This window comes from Isoptericola sp. NPDC019482, from assembly GCF_040632295.1.
GTDB lineage: Bacteria > Actinomycetota > Actinomycetes > Actinomycetales > Cellulomonadaceae > Isoptericola.
Window position 1 is genome coordinate 15,571 of sequence record NZ_JBEYBQ010000037.1, and the last position, 12,833, is coordinate 28,403.

General features: G+C 74.0%; 10 protein-coding genes. 6 read left to right on the forward strand and 4 right to left on the reverse strand.

Annotated elements, in window-relative coordinates:
• The first annotated feature begins 107 nt into the window (after positions 1 to 107).
• Complete coding sequence (locus ABZ493_RS18520; protein WP_430583618.1) at positions 108 to 689, forward strand: helix-turn-helix domain-containing protein; 582 nt, start codon at positions 108 to 110, stop codon at positions 687 to 689.
• A 68-nt stretch (positions 690 to 757) separates the two neighbouring features.
• Here ABZ493_RS18520 and ABZ493_RS18525 read toward each other — a convergent pair whose 3' ends face one another.
• Positions 758 to 1,582 (reverse strand): hypothetical protein, encoded by an 825-nt coding sequence (locus ABZ493_RS18525; RefSeq protein WP_430583595.1) that lies wholly within the window; start codon positions 1,580 to 1,582, stop codon positions 758 to 760.
• Positions 1,583 to 1,631: 49 nt separating this feature from the next.
• The gene (locus ABZ493_RS18530) at positions 1,632 to 3,752 is read right to left on the reverse strand and encodes a prolyl oligopeptidase family serine peptidase (protein ID WP_430583596.1); all 2,121 of its coding nucleotides are present in this window, start codon (positions 3,750 to 3,752) and stop codon (positions 1,632 to 1,634) included.
• Between the two features lie 220 nt (positions 3,753 to 3,972).
• Between ABZ493_RS18530 and ABZ493_RS18535 the strand changes: the two genes are divergently transcribed.
• Entirely contained in the window at positions 3,973 to 5,187 is a 1,215-nt protein-coding gene (locus tag ABZ493_RS18535; protein WP_430583597.1) for an FAD-dependent oxidoreductase, read from the forward strand.
• A gap of 68 nt (positions 5,188 to 5,255) precedes the next feature.
• Here ABZ493_RS18535 and ABZ493_RS18540 read toward each other — a convergent pair whose 3' ends face one another.
• Entirely contained in the window at positions 5,256 to 6,593 is a 1,338-nt protein-coding gene (locus tag ABZ493_RS18540; protein WP_430583598.1) for a PLP-dependent aminotransferase family protein, read from the reverse strand.
• 104 nt (positions 6,594 to 6,697) lie between these two features.
• Between ABZ493_RS18540 and ABZ493_RS18545 the strand changes: the two genes are divergently transcribed.
• Entirely contained in the window at positions 6,698 to 7,399 is a 702-nt protein-coding gene (locus ABZ493_RS18545; RefSeq protein WP_430583599.1) for a pyridoxamine 5'-phosphate oxidase family protein, read from the forward strand.
• A gap of 52 nt (positions 7,400 to 7,451) precedes the next feature.
• Here the strand turns inward: ABZ493_RS18545 and ABZ493_RS18550 are convergent, their stop codons facing one another.
• Positions 7,452 to 9,512 carry a cytochrome c oxidase assembly protein gene (locus tag ABZ493_RS18550; protein ID WP_430583600.1) on the reverse strand — a complete coding sequence of 687 codons (2,061 nt, stop codon included), beginning with the start codon at positions 9,510 to 9,512 and terminating at the stop codon, positions 7,452 to 7,454.
• 206 nt (positions 9,513 to 9,718) lie between these two features.
• On the opposite strand from ABZ493_RS18550, the gene ABZ493_RS18555 reads away from it, so the two are divergent.
• Genes ABZ493_RS18555 through ABZ493_RS18565 form a run of 3 tightly spaced genes read left to right on the forward strand, consistent with a single transcriptional unit; the run spans position 9,719 to position 12,833 of the window.
• Positions 9,719 to 10,981 (forward strand): extracellular solute-binding protein, encoded by a 1,263-nt coding sequence (locus tag ABZ493_RS18555; RefSeq protein ID WP_430583601.1) that lies wholly within the window; start codon positions 9,719 to 9,721, stop codon positions 10,979 to 10,981.
• A 2-nt stretch (positions 10,982 to 10,983) separates the two neighbouring features.
• Positions 10,984 to 11,907: a sugar ABC transporter permease gene (locus tag ABZ493_RS18560; protein ID WP_430583602.1), complete on the forward strand. Its 924-nt coding sequence runs from the start codon at positions 10,984 to 10,986 to the stop codon at positions 11,905 to 11,907.
• Positions 11,907 to 12,833 carry a carbohydrate ABC transporter permease gene (locus ABZ493_RS18565; protein ID WP_430583603.1) on the forward strand — a complete coding sequence of 309 codons (927 nt, stop codon included), beginning with the start codon at positions 11,907 to 11,909 and terminating at the stop codon, positions 12,831 to 12,833. Before ABZ493_RS18560 ends, ABZ493_RS18565 begins: the two co-directional genes overlap by 1 nt.

Sequence of the window (12,833 nt, forward strand, 5' to 3'; positions counted from 1 at the left end):
TCACGGCAGCATCCCGAGGAGGACCCCTGACCACCGATAGCGCGACCCCCGACGAGGCTACGGTCGCCACCGGCCGCTCGCCCCGGCGCGAGCGGACCCGTGAGCGCCTGCTCGACGCCGCCTTCGAGGTGTTCGCGCAGGTGGGCGTCCAGGGAGCGTCCATCGAGGCCGTCTGCGAGGCCGCGGGGTTCACCCGCGGCGCGTTCTACTCGAACTTCGCGAGCAAGGAAGAGCTGTTCCTCGCGCTCACGGAGCGCGAGGCGCGCGGCCACCTCGGCGCCCTCGAGCAGGCGGTGACCACGGTCGACCCCGCCGCCCTGCAGACCCCCGAGGGGTTCCGCGCCACGGTGCGCGAGGTGATCGCGTCGGTGCTGCCCGACCAGGCCGCCAAGGCCTCGTGGTGCGTCATGGAGCTCGAGTTCGAGCTGCTCGCGCTGCGCGACCCCCAGATCGCGCAGCGCTACGTCGACCAGCAGCAGGTGCTCCGCGGGGAGATGATCGCCGCCCTGAACCGCGTCATGGCCGCCCTCGGCCTGCGCTTCGCCGTCGACGAGCACGTCGCCATCGACCTGCTGCTCGGCGCGCACGAGGCAGGTCAGCGCGCCGCGATGCTGCCCGCCGAGACCTCCCGCAAGGACGCCAGCGCCATGCTCGAGGTCCTCGTGGACCTCATCGTCACGCCCGCCTGACGGACCCTGATCGAAACGTCTCCCGCACCCGAACCGAGTGGGCTGGCACGGCTCACGACGAAGCGGGCTCAGAGTCCAGCGAGCGCGGGGTGCTCCCGCAACGCGACCTCTCCGTGCGTCACGAACAGCGCCATGACCGACGCGTACGGGGCGTACTGGCCGCTCAGCATCAGGGGCGCAGTGTCCGGGAACTGGCAGACCACCATCCAGTTCCCCGGCTCCGGGTAGATCGCCGACATCGCCCCGTAGTCGAACGAGAGCCAGCGTCCGTGCACGTGCACCAGAAGCCGCTTGTCGCTGATGACGAGACGGGCCTGGGCGTGCTCGCGCCACTGCTCCTGTGCCTGTCGGGCAGCGGCCGACCTCCGCGACGCGTTGCCGACCGCGGTGGCCGCCAGTCCGGCGAGCACGAAGGAAGGCCGACCGAAGAAGAACCCGGAGGTCTGTGAGTACTCGACGTCCATGCCGTAGTACCGCGCGTACATGATCGGCGTGTCACAGAAGAAGGTCTCCTCCGGGTAGGGCACCACGTCCCAGACCCGGATGGAGGGCGGCACCTGTCGGGCACCGAGCGTCCGGCGCAGTGCCCGGGCATGCTCGACGGCGGCATCTGCCTGTGCCTGCAGCTCCAGCCCTCGGCGCTCCGCCACCGTGAACCGACCCCGGCTGCGCCGATGGTGACCGTAGGCCCGCTTCCCTCGAACCGCCGCAAGAACGAGCAGTGCGATCGGGGCCAGGACCCCGACGAAGACGACCAGCACCGACCACCCCGCGCCAGGTCCGTTCGTCGGCAGGACCGCGGCCAGGAGGGCGCACACCCCATAGACGATCGGGGCCGCGACGAGAGGAGGCCACCAGCGCTTGTACCAGGTCACGCCGTCGTGAGGTTGCATCGGTCGATGATCGCGAAAGTTGTGGACCGCGGCACAAGTTGTCCACAGGTCAGAGGAACGCAGGTAGCTCCGGCTCCTCGCCCAGCACGTGCTCGCCGAGGAACGCCAGCACCGTCTGGTACCAGACCTTCGCGTGCTGCGGCGCGAGCACCCAGTGGTTCTCGTCGGGGAAGTACAGGAAGCGGTGCACGGTGGCGCCGTCGTCGTCCGCCGGGAGCCCCGACTCGGTGAGCAGGTCGCGCCACAGCCGCAGGCCCTCCCCGATCGGCACGCGGTAGTCCTTGTCGCCGTGGATCACCAGCATCGGCGTGCGGATGTCCGCCACGAAGCGGTGCGGGCTGTTCGCCTCCGCCATCTCGGGGGTCATCTCGCGCTGCCAGTAGTAGGCGTGATCGGTGGTGGGGCCGAACTGGTCCAGCGCCCACAGGCTCGCGTGCGTGACGATCGCGCGGAAGCGGCCCGTGTGCCCGGCCACCCAGTTCGCCATGTACCCGCCGAACGACCCGCCCATCGCGGCGGTGCGGGTCTCGTCGATCTCGGGCAGCGCCTCGACGGCGTCGGTGATCGCCATGAGGTCGGTGAACGGCGCTCCGCCCCACGCGCCCCAGCCGCGCTGCACGAAGTCCTGGCCGTACCCGGTGGACAGCGCCGGGTCCGGCAGCAGGACGGCGTAGCCGCGGGCCACCATGAGCCACGGGTTCCAGCGCCAGCTCCACGCGCTGGACGTGCCCAGCGGTCCGCCGTGGATCCACAGCAGCAGCGGCGCGGGGGCGTCGGACGACGCGCCGTCGGGCAGCGCGAGCCAGGCGCGCACGCGCGCGCCGTCGGCCGCCATCGTCTCCACCTCGGTCAGCGTGCCGGGCAGCGCCGGCGCGGGCACGGGGCCGCGCAGCACGTCGGCGGCGACGGGCGTGCGCTCGCCGGCGTCGCCGGTCGCCGTGAACGCCGCGAGGTCGACCCGCACCGGCTCCGCCGGGGCGGCGTAGCTGCTGCGCAGCGCGTACAGCGCGGACCCGTCGGGCGCGACGCGGACGTCGCTGAACGACGCGTCGTCGCTCGTCACCCGCTCCACCGTGACCGGGTCCCCCGAGCCGGGCGCGCCGGCGCCGAACGTCAGCAGGAACACCGGGCCGCGGCCGTCCTCGTCGGCGGTCACCACCAGCCCGGAGCCGTCGGGCAGCCAGGCGACGGTCGTGGGCCAGCGGTCCCAGCCGTCGGCGAGGATCTCGGGCTCGGCCACCTCGCCGTCGGGGCCGTCGGGGCCGTCGAGCCGGACCAGGCCGAGCCGCACCTCGGGTGCCCGCTCCGGCGTCGTGATCGTCTCGGACACGAACGCGACCCACCGCCCGTCCGGCGACACCGCCGGGACGAAGGCGTCGGCGTCCGGGTCGTCCACGAGGGTGCGGCGCTCCCCCGACGCCGTGTCGACCGCGACCAGCACGGTCCGGCGCGCCGCGCCCGGGTCCGCGACGCCCCAGGTCGTGACGAGCGCGGCGCCGTCGGGCGTCAGGTCGGCCTCGTGCTCGTCGAGCTGGCGCCCCGGGCCGGTGAGCGGGCGCAGGTCGAGCCGGTCGTCGCCGCCGAACGTGCCCGCGAACCGGCGCTCCTCGTCGGGGCCGAGGTCGTGGTCCCAGTGCCGCACCGGGTAGCCCGCGTGCAGGATCGCGGACAGCTTGCGGTCAGTGCGCTCCTTGCGCAGCGCCCCGTCCTCGGCGAGCCCCGCCGCGCCCGGCAGCACGGGCGCCGAGACCGACACGACGTCGGCCGCACGCGCCGCGAGCACCCCGCCGACCCCGCCGGGCGCCGTCGCGACGACCCGCGCCTCCCCGCCGCCCGCGGGCAGCAGCCAGAGCGCCGCCTTCGGCTCGTCGTCGTCCTGGTCCGCGTCCGGGTCCGGCCGCGCGGACGTGAACAGCACGTCGCCCGACGCCGTGAACACCGCCGACGACTCCCCCTTGCGGCTGCGGGTCAGCCGCCGGGCAGGGGCGACGCCGGCGGGGTCCACCTCCCAGACGGCGGTCGTCCAGCCGGTGCGCTTCGCGTCGAGCGTCTGGACGGTCGTGACGAGACGCGTGCCGTCCGGGCTGAGCGCGAGCCCTCCGACGCGCGGGAGCTCCAGACAGCGGTCGAGGTCGTCGAAGGGCGTGGGGGCGTCGGCGTCCTGGCTCACGCGCCCGGTCTACCACACGGCTCCCCGGTTCCGCCGACCGTCCCCCGCGGCCGACGGTTCTGATCGCGTACGTCCCGGGGCCGTTGGCGTACGTCATCAGAACCGTCGGCGCGCGGGAGGCCTGACGGTCGGGGAACACGGGATGAACGTTCGCTGAACTTGTTCGCGACAGCGTCTCCTGCGGTTGAGCGGCCGCCGCCCGATCGGGCACGGTCTCGTCGTGAGACCGCCGTCGCCCCGCACCGTCCACCTGCCGCCGCTGCCCGCCACCGCCGACCTGGTCGTGGTCGGGGCCGGGATCGTGGGGCTCGCGCACGCCCTCGAGGCGCACGCGCGCGGGCACTCGGTGCTGGTGGTGGAGCGCGACCCGCGGCCCGACGGCGCGTCCGCCCGGCGCAGCGGCCACGTCGCCGTCACCACGCAGGACGCCGCGACCCTGTCGTGCGCGCTGGCGTCGCGCGAGCGCTGGCTCAAGCTCGGCCGGGAGGCAGGCTTCTGGGTCAAGGACACCGGCGCCGTCGTCGTGGCGCGCGCGGAGGACGAGCTCGCCGTCCTGGACGACCTCGTCGCCGCCCGCGACGGCGACGCGCTGCTCCTCGACGCCGCGCAGGCCGCCGAGCGTGCCGGGCTGACGAGCACGGGCGACGTCGTCGGCGGCGCGTTCCTCCCGCTCGACCTGCGCGTCGAGCCGCGCGACGCCCTCCGGGCGCTCGCCGCCGCGCTCGACTCGCGACCGCGGGCCGACGTCGCCTGGTCGACGACGGCGCTCACCTTCGAGGCCGGCACGGGCCGCACCCTGGTGCGCACGTCGCGCGGCGAGGTCGTGGCACGCCGCGTGCTGGTCGCCGTCGGGCCCGACCTGGACCGGTTCTTCCCCGACGAGACGGCGCGCGCCGGGCTGCGCCCCGACGTGCGCCAGGTGCTGCAGGTCGCGACGCCGGGCCGCCGGCACGATGCCGCCGGACCCGCCGTGCTCGGCGGCACGAGCCTGCTGCGCGACGCCGCCACGGCGCACTCCCCCGCGCTGGCCGACGTGCGCGAGCGCCTGCGCACGAGCGCCCCCGGGCTGCTCGACGCCGGCGTGCACCTCGCGTTCACCCCGCACGGCGACACGCTGCTCCTCGGCGAGGCGCGACGCACGGACGCCGACCGCCGCGACGGCGCGGGGCTCGACCGCGACCCCGAGCGCTCCGAGACCGCCGACACCCTGCTGCTGCGCGAGGCAGAGGCTCTGCTCGGGCGGCCGGTAGAGGTGCGGCGGCGCTGGTCGGTGCCCGACCTCGCCGTGCCCCGCCCGCGCCGCGGGCCGTTCGCCGGCACGCCGTTCGTCGTCGCCGACCCGGCGCCGGGCGTCACCACCGTGACCGTCGCCGACGGGCTCGGCACGACGACGGCGCTGGGCCTCGCGGCGAAGGTCGTGGACGGCCTGCTGTAGCCCGGCGGCCAGCCGGTGACGTAGCGATGGGTCGTCGTGACCAGCGCTGACGGCGACCCATCGCTACGTCACCCGCCCAGTCCCGCCCGGATCGCCGCGAGCGCGCGGTCGAGCTCGGCATCGTCCACCCCGCCGAACCCGACGACGACGCCGGTGAGCGCGGCCGTCCGGCACACGTCGGACAGGAGCGGCAGGTCGAAGCCCGCCCGCCGGGCGGCGTCGCGCGCGGACAGCGCGGCCTGCTGCGGCAGGAGCCAGGTCGAGTACATGCCGGCGGACGTCGCGGCCGGCTCCGCGTGCGGCGCCAGCACCGCGGCGACCCGCGCCGCGCGCTCGGCGTACACGCGCCGCGCGGTGCGCAGGACGGCGTCGAGCCAGCCGTCCCGCAGCAGCGTCAGCAGGGCCCGCTGCGTGGGCCACGCCGCGACGTCGTGCATGACGGCGCGCTGCCGGACGACGTCGTCGAGCATCGCCGGAGGCGGCACCAGCCACCCGATCCGCAGCCCGGGCGGCGCGGACTTCGACGCCGTGCCGAGGTACGCGACGCGGTCGCGGCCGAGCGCCGCCAGCGCGGGCACCGGCGCCACGTCGTAGCGCAGCTCGGAGTCGTAGTCGTCCTCGACCACCACCGCCCCCGTGGCCCGCGACGCGGCGAGCAGCGCGCGCCGGTCGTCGGCCGGCATCACCCGGCCGAGCGGGTGCTGGTGCGCCGGCGTCACATATGCGGCAGCCAGCCCGCGCAGGGCCTCCTCGTCGTGGCGCGCCTCGGCCGGCAGGTCGACGACGGAGCGGCCCGCGGCGCGCACGGTCGCCACGGCGGCACGGTATCCCGGGTCCTCGATGCCCACGGGCCCCGCTGGCAGCACGCCGAGCAGGTCGCGGAACCCGGCCGTCGTCCCGGCGGTGACCACCACCTCGTCGGCGTCGACGACGAGGCCCCGGGTGCGGGCGAGCCGCTCGGCGAGCGCCGCTCGGAGCGGGGGCAGGCCGCACGGGTCGTCGTAACCCCGCGGCGGCGTCGCCGCCGACACCTCCCGCCACGCCCGCCGCCAACCCGCGCGGTGGCGGGGGTCGATCCACGGCTCGCCCGTGCTCAGGCGCACGAGGCCGTTGCCCGGCCCCGCGGCCCGGCGCGGTCCGGGCGCGGGACGGGGCACGGCGTCGGCGGCGACGAACGTGCCCGCCCCGTGGCGCGCCGTCAGCCATCCCTCGGCCACGAGCTGGTCGTACGCCTGCTCGGCCACCGAGCGGGCGACGCCGAGGTCCGCGGCGAGCGCGCGCGTGCTGGGCAGCCGGTCGCCGCGCCGCAGCGTGCCGCGGGAGACCAGGTCGCGGACCTGGCCGGACAGCTGCGCGCCGAGCGGGTCGCGACCGCCGCGCTCGAGGCGGACGGGGAGCGCGGGCATGGGACTCCCGGGGACAGGACGGGACGACAGGGGGCGAAGTGGCCTGCCGAACCTCACGAGGAATGGCTCGTGACTACAGGCCACCAGGGGACCACGGTAGTGCCATGGACGCTCTCTCCCCCACCTCGAGGACCACCGTGCGGCGCGGCCGGAACCGCGCCGTCGCCGATCGGGCCGCGCTGCACGCCCTGCTCGCCGACGGCCTCGTCGCGCACCTCGGCGTCGACGTCGGCGAGGGCGCGGACCGGCACCCGGTCGTGCTGCCCTGCGCCTACGCGGTCGACCTCGACGGCCCGGACGACGGCGGCACGCTGTACGTCCACGGGTCGGTGGCGGCGCGCTGGCTGGTCGGGGCGACGGACGCGACCGTCTGCGTCACGGTGACCGAGCTCGACGGGCTCGTGCTGGCGCGGTCCGGCTTCCACCACTCGATGAACTACCGGTCGGCGGTCGTGATCGGCACGGCCCGCCTCGTCACGGACGACGCCGAGCGCGCCCGCGCGCTGGACGCCGTCGTCGACCACATGGCGCCCGGCCGGTCCGCGACGCTGCGCCCCGCCACCCGCAAGGAGCTCGCCGCGACGGCGGTGCTGGCCGTGCCGCTGCGCGAGGCGTCGATGAAGGCCCGCGCCGGTGCGCCCGTCGACGACCCGGCCGACGTCGCCGCAGGCGGCTGGGGCGGGCACGTCCCCGTGCGGCGCGTCGTGGGGCCCGCCGTGCCCGACGCCGACACCCGCGAGCCCGTCCCCGCGCACGTCGACGCCTTGACGGACCTCCGCGAGGTAGCTCAACTCTCCGCGAGGTAGTGCATCTCTCCGCGAGGTAGTGGACCGGGCCACTACCTCGCGGAGACCTGGACTACCTCGGCGGGGTCTTGTCGTCGCGGTCCGCCATCTTGGCGAGCATCTCGTTGTATGCGGTGAGCTCGGCGTCGCCGTCGCGGTCGGCCTTCCGGTCGCGGCGGCGCGCCTCGCGCTCGTCCGACGTCGTCCACTGCACGGCGACGGCGATGGCGAGGGCGAGCGTGGGCAGCTCGCCGATGCCCCACGCGACGCCGCCGCCGCGCTGCTGGTCCTCGATGGCGGGCAGGCCCCAGGGGCGGCCCATGTTGCCGAACCAGTCGGCGACGAGCAGCGAGGTGCCGGAGGTGAGCACGACGCCGAAGAACGCGTGGAACGCCATCGTGGCGAAGAGCAGCAGCAGGCGCTGCGGGTACGGCGGGCGCTTCGGTCCCGGGTCGATGCCGACCAGCGCGTTGGCGAACAGGTACCCCACGAGCGTGAAGTGCACGATCATCCACACGTGCCCGGCGTGGTTGCGCAGCGCGAACTCGAACGCGGGCGTGTAGTAGAACGCGATCATGCCGCCGGCGAAGAGCACCGCGGCCACCACCGGGCGCGCGATGAACTGGCCGAACCGGGAGTGCACCAGGCCGAGCACCCACTCGCGCGGCCCGCGGCTGCCGTCCTTACGGGCCGGGATGGCGCGCAGGAGCAGCGTGACGGGCGCGGCGAGCACGAGGAACAGCGGCGCCAGCATCGCCAGGATCATGTGCTGCACCATGTGGCCGCTGAAGATCACGTGGCCGTACACGGCCGGGCCGCCGCTGGTCACCCAGAACATCACGACCATGCCCAGGCACCACGACACGGTGCGCCCCGCGGGCCACGCGTCGCCGCGCCGCGCGAGCCGCCGCACCCAGCGCAGGTAGACCACGAGCCCGGCCACGCACGCGAACGCGAGCAGCGGGTCGAGGCTCCACTCGGTGAACCAGCGGGCCATGGTCGGCTCGGGCGGCAGCGCCTGGCCGGTGAGCTGGAAGGCGGGCGTGACGTCGACCGGCACCTCGTCCGGCACGGGCGGCGCCGTGGACCCGAGCGCGACGGCGACGCCGGAGACGGCGCCGATGACGAGCAGCTCGACGGCCAGCAGCCGCCAGAACAGGCGGCGCACGGCGCCGGCGGAGTCGGCGCGGCCGAGCCGGTCCACGACCCACATCCGGTGCGCGAAGCCGAACCCGCCCAGCGCCACCATGAGCAGCGCCTTGACGAGCAGCAGCACGCCGTACGGGGTGAGCAGGTCGCCCCACGACCCCATGCGGAGCCAGGCGTTGAGGATGCCGGAGATGCCCACGGCGGCGAAGCACCACCCGGCGACCGGGGAGAAGCGGGCGACGGCGGCCGCGGCGGTGCGGCCGTCGTCGCGCCCCTTGTCCTCGCCGCGCGTGAGCACGACGACGAGCAGCGCGCCCAGGCCGCCCACCCACACGGCAGCGCCGACCAGGTGCAGCAGCATCGCGCCGACGGCGAGCTCGTGGTCAGCGGCGCCGGAGGCGTGGCCGGTCGTGGACTGCATGGCGAGGGCCGCGAGCGGCAGCACCGTGGTCCACAGGGCGCCCACCGCCCCGCGCACGGCCATGGCCAGCGCCGACGTGAGGGCGGCGACGACGATGATCGCGAGGTAGAGCCTGCCGAGGTCCAGGTCGGTGACGAACTGCGCGAGGCCCTGCCCGAACGCGGGCGAGGCCGGCGACGTCCCGGAGATGTTCGCGTACCGGAGGACGAGCTGCAGGACGGCGGCCACGGCCCACACGGCGCTGGCGGCCCCGGCGGTCGTCAGCGCCCGCGTCTGGGCGCGGCCCGGCGGTACCAGGCACGCCGCCACGAGGAGCGAGCCGAGGGTCACGGAGACGCTCAGCTCGGTGAGCACGGTGGTCACGGGCAGGCCGTAGCGCACGATCGCGCCCGGGTCGGTGAAGCCGCTGAGCGCCTGGAAGGCGCCGGAGTAGGCGCCTCCCGCCAGCACGGCGAGGACGGCGGCCAGGACGGCGGCGGGCCCGGCGGCGACGAGCCACCAGGGCCGCGGCGGCACGCTCGGGGTACCGCCCGGCCGCTGCACGGCGGGGGCTGCGGAGGTCACCCGTCCAGCCTATGGGCGACGCGCCACGCCCCGGGACGCCCCGGGTGTGAGATCGCCGCCTTCGGGGCACCTTCTTCCCAATCCAACGATTATCGATTAGTGTCCCAGTCGTCCCTCCACACCGGACGTCATCCACAGCCGCACGGCCGAACTCCGGGCACGCACAGCAGCGTCCCCGGCGGGGCGGCAACCCGAGAGGATCAACGATGATCAAGCACCGCACCCTGGCGAGCGTGGGCACGCTCACGGTCGCCGCCCTCGCGCTCACCGGCTGCGCCGGCTCCGACGACGACGGCGGATCCGGCGGCACCACCGAGGTGAGCATGCTCGTCAACGTCACCCCGAACCTCACCGAGGAGTACTGGAACGAGCTGGTCAAGCCGTTCGAGGACGCGAACCCCGGCATCGACGTCGTCGTCCAGAACCCGGGTGCCGAGGGTGTCGCCGCCGCGCTCCCCCGCCTGCTCACCGCGGGCGACGCGCCCGACGTCGTCCAGTCGCTGCCGCCGACCACGGACCTCGCCCCCGAGCTCGTCGACCTGTCCCGGTACGACTGGGCGACGTCCGGCCCGCTCGCCGACCAGTACTCGATCGACGGCAAGTACTACATGGCCGGCATCGGGTTCCAGCTGCAGAGCCTCTTCTTCTACAACAAGGCAGCGTTCGAGGAGGCCGGGATCACGGAGACCCCGACCAGCGTGGAGGAGCTCACCGCGGCCCTCGGCAAGCTCAAGGACGCGGGCTGGACGCCGCTGCAGACCGGCGGCGACTGGATGACGAGCCACTCGCTCCAGGCGCTCGGCCTCCCGTCGATCGTCGGCGAGGACCCGGACTGGTTCGCGCACATGAGCTCGGGCGAGGCCACGTTCTCCGACACCTACGGCGACGCCGTCGCGACCTACGCCGACTGGGTGGCGAAGGGCTACGTCCCCAAGGACGCCCTCGGCATCAAGTACCCCGACGCCGAGCAGGCGTTCCTCTCCGGCAAGAGCGCGATCTACCCGATGGGCAGCTGGTTCGCCGGCACCGAGGCGAAGGCGGAGGACAAGGCCGAGATCGGCGTCTTCCGCGCCCCCGCCGTCGACGGCGTCGCCGGCCCCGCCATGGGCGCGAACATCGCCAGCCCGTACTCGATCCTCAAGACCAGCGAGAACCAGGACGCCGCGGCCAAGCTCGTCGAGTTCCTCGTGACCGACCAGGACGCGGTGGCCAGCCAGCTCGAGGTCGACGGCAACTTCCGCGACGGCTACGAGTACGAGATGGACGACCTGGGCAAGGAGCTCCTGCAGATCGTCGCGGACACCCCCGCGGAGGCGTACACGCCGACCGGCCAGGGCTACGGCGAGCGCACCCTGCCCGCCGGCTACTCGGACGAGATCAACGCGCAGACGCAGGCGCTCATCGGCGGCACCTCGGCCGACGAGGTCGACTCCGCGATGGACGACTGGTTCACCGCCACGATCGGCTGACGATGGCTGCCACCCTCCCCCTCGCCCGCGCGCGCCGCCGCCCGGCGGCGCGCGTGTGGCGCGACCGTCTGCCCGGCATCGTCATGGGCGGCCCCGCCGTCCTGGTCTTCCTGGCGATGTTCATCGTGCCGATGTTCCTGGCGTTCGTGCTGAGCCTGACCGACTGGAACGGCTACAGCCTGAACTTCACGTTCATCGGCTTCGACAACTACACGGAGGCGTTCCGCAACCCGCGCACCGTGGACGCGGCGATCTTCACCGCCGTCGTCGCCTTCTGCGGCACCGTGTTGTGCAACGCGGTCGGGCTGTTCATCGCCGCGCTCATCGCCGGCAACAGCCGCGCGAACACCCTGCTCCGCACGATCTTCTTCTACCCGTACATCATCAGCTCGCTGATCATCGGGTTCCTCTGGTCCGCGATGCTGTCCCCCGAGGGCGCGGTCAACGGCCTGCTGGGTCACCTCGGCGTCGCGCCGCTGCCGTTCCTCACCGAGGTCACGTTCGCCAAGGCGAGCGTGATCCTCACGATCGTGTGGGCGCACTTCGGCTTCAACATGATCCTGTTCCTCGCGGGCATCAAGTCGGTGCCCACCGAGTACTACGAGGCCGCCACCGTCGACGGCGCCTCGAAGTGGCAGCAGTTCCGCAACGTCACGCTGCCGCTCATCGCCCCGGTGTTCACCGTGAACCTCGTCCTCACGCTGGTGGGGCTGCTCAAGGTCTACGACGTCGTCCTGGCCCTGACCGACGGCGGACCCGCCGGTTCGACCCAGACGATCGTGTACCAGATCCTGCGGGACTCGTTCGGCCAGTCCGAGCTCGGGTTCGGCGCGGCGCAGTCCGTGATCCTGCTGCTCGTCACGGCCGTGCTCGGCCTCGCGGTGACGTTCGCGCGACGCGGCGCGGAGAAGAAGGTGGCCGACTGATGGCGACGACGACGCACCCGACGACCCCCGTGACCCCGCCGGCCGCTGCCCCGGCGCCCGCACGACCGGCGTCGCGCACCCGCCGCCGCCCCCTGCCCGGCGTGGGCACGGTGCTCAAGTGGGTGGTGCTGGGCCTGGTGGCGCTGGTCATGGTGGTGCCGCTGTACATCATGGTGATCAACGCCTTCAAGCCGCAGGACGCGATCATCTCCTCGCCGCTGGCGATCACCCCGGACACGTTCAGCCTGGAGTACCTGCAGGCCGCGCTCACCAGCGCGAAGTTCAACGTGGTGCGGGCCTACGGCGTGACGCTGCTTTTCGTGGCGCTGGTCAACGTGTGCGGCATCGCGCTCGCCGCGCCGGTCGCGTACGTCATCGCGCGCGGTCGGTCGAAGTGGCACCTGGGCCTGCTGCTGCTCTTCGTGTCCGGCCTGTTCATCCCCGGCCAGGTGACGCTGATCCCCGTCGTCTTCGTGCTGCGGGTGCTGGGTCTCATCAACACCATCCCGGGCTTCATCCTGTTCGAGACGGCGGCCACGCTGCCGGTGACGATCTTCCTGTTCGCCGCCTACCTGCGCACCGTGCCCCGCGACATCGACGAGGCCGCCGCCCTGGACGGCGCGGGCAAGATCCGCGCGTTCTGGTCGTGCATCTTCCCGATCATGAAGCCGGTCGTCGCGACGATCGTCGTGCTGAACTCGATCAGCGTCTGGAACGACTTCGTCAGCCCGCAGATCATCCTGGGCCCGAGCTCCGGCATCTACACCGTGACGACCGGCGTGTACGCGGCCGTGGGCGAGTTCTCCACCGACTACACGACCGTCTTCCCGACCCTGCTGCTGGCGGTGAGTCCCGCGATCCTGTTCTTCGTCCTCATGCAGCGGCACATCATCGGCGGCCTCGTGGCCGGGGCGACGAAGGGCTGA

What these genes read in the sequence shown, in the direction of transcription:
- ABZ493_RS18525 (WP_430583595.1), bottom strand. Translation starts at nt 1,582, where the DNA reads ATGCAACCTCACGACGGCGTGACCTGGTACAAGCGCTGGTGGCCTCCT.
- ABZ493_RS18540 (WP_430583598.1), bottom strand. Translation starts at nt 6,593, where the DNA reads ATGCCCGCGCTCCCCGTCCGCCTCGAGCGCGGCGGTCGCGACCCGCTC.
- ABZ493_RS18545 (WP_430583599.1), top strand. Translation starts at nt 6,698, where the DNA reads ATGGACGCTCTCTCCCCCACCTCGAGGACCACCGTGCGGCGCGGCCGG.
- ABZ493_RS18555 (WP_430583601.1), top strand. Translation starts at nt 9,719, where the DNA reads ATGATCAAGCACCGCACCCTGGCGAGCGTGGGCACGCTCACGGTCGCC.
- ABZ493_RS18560 (WP_430583602.1), top strand. Translation starts at nt 10,984, where the DNA reads ATGGCTGCCACCCTCCCCCTCGCCCGCGCGCGCCGCCGCCCGGCGGCG.
- ABZ493_RS18565 (WP_430583603.1), top strand. Translation starts at nt 11,907, where the DNA reads ATGGCGACGACGACGCACCCGACGACCCCCGTGACCCCGCCGGCCGCT.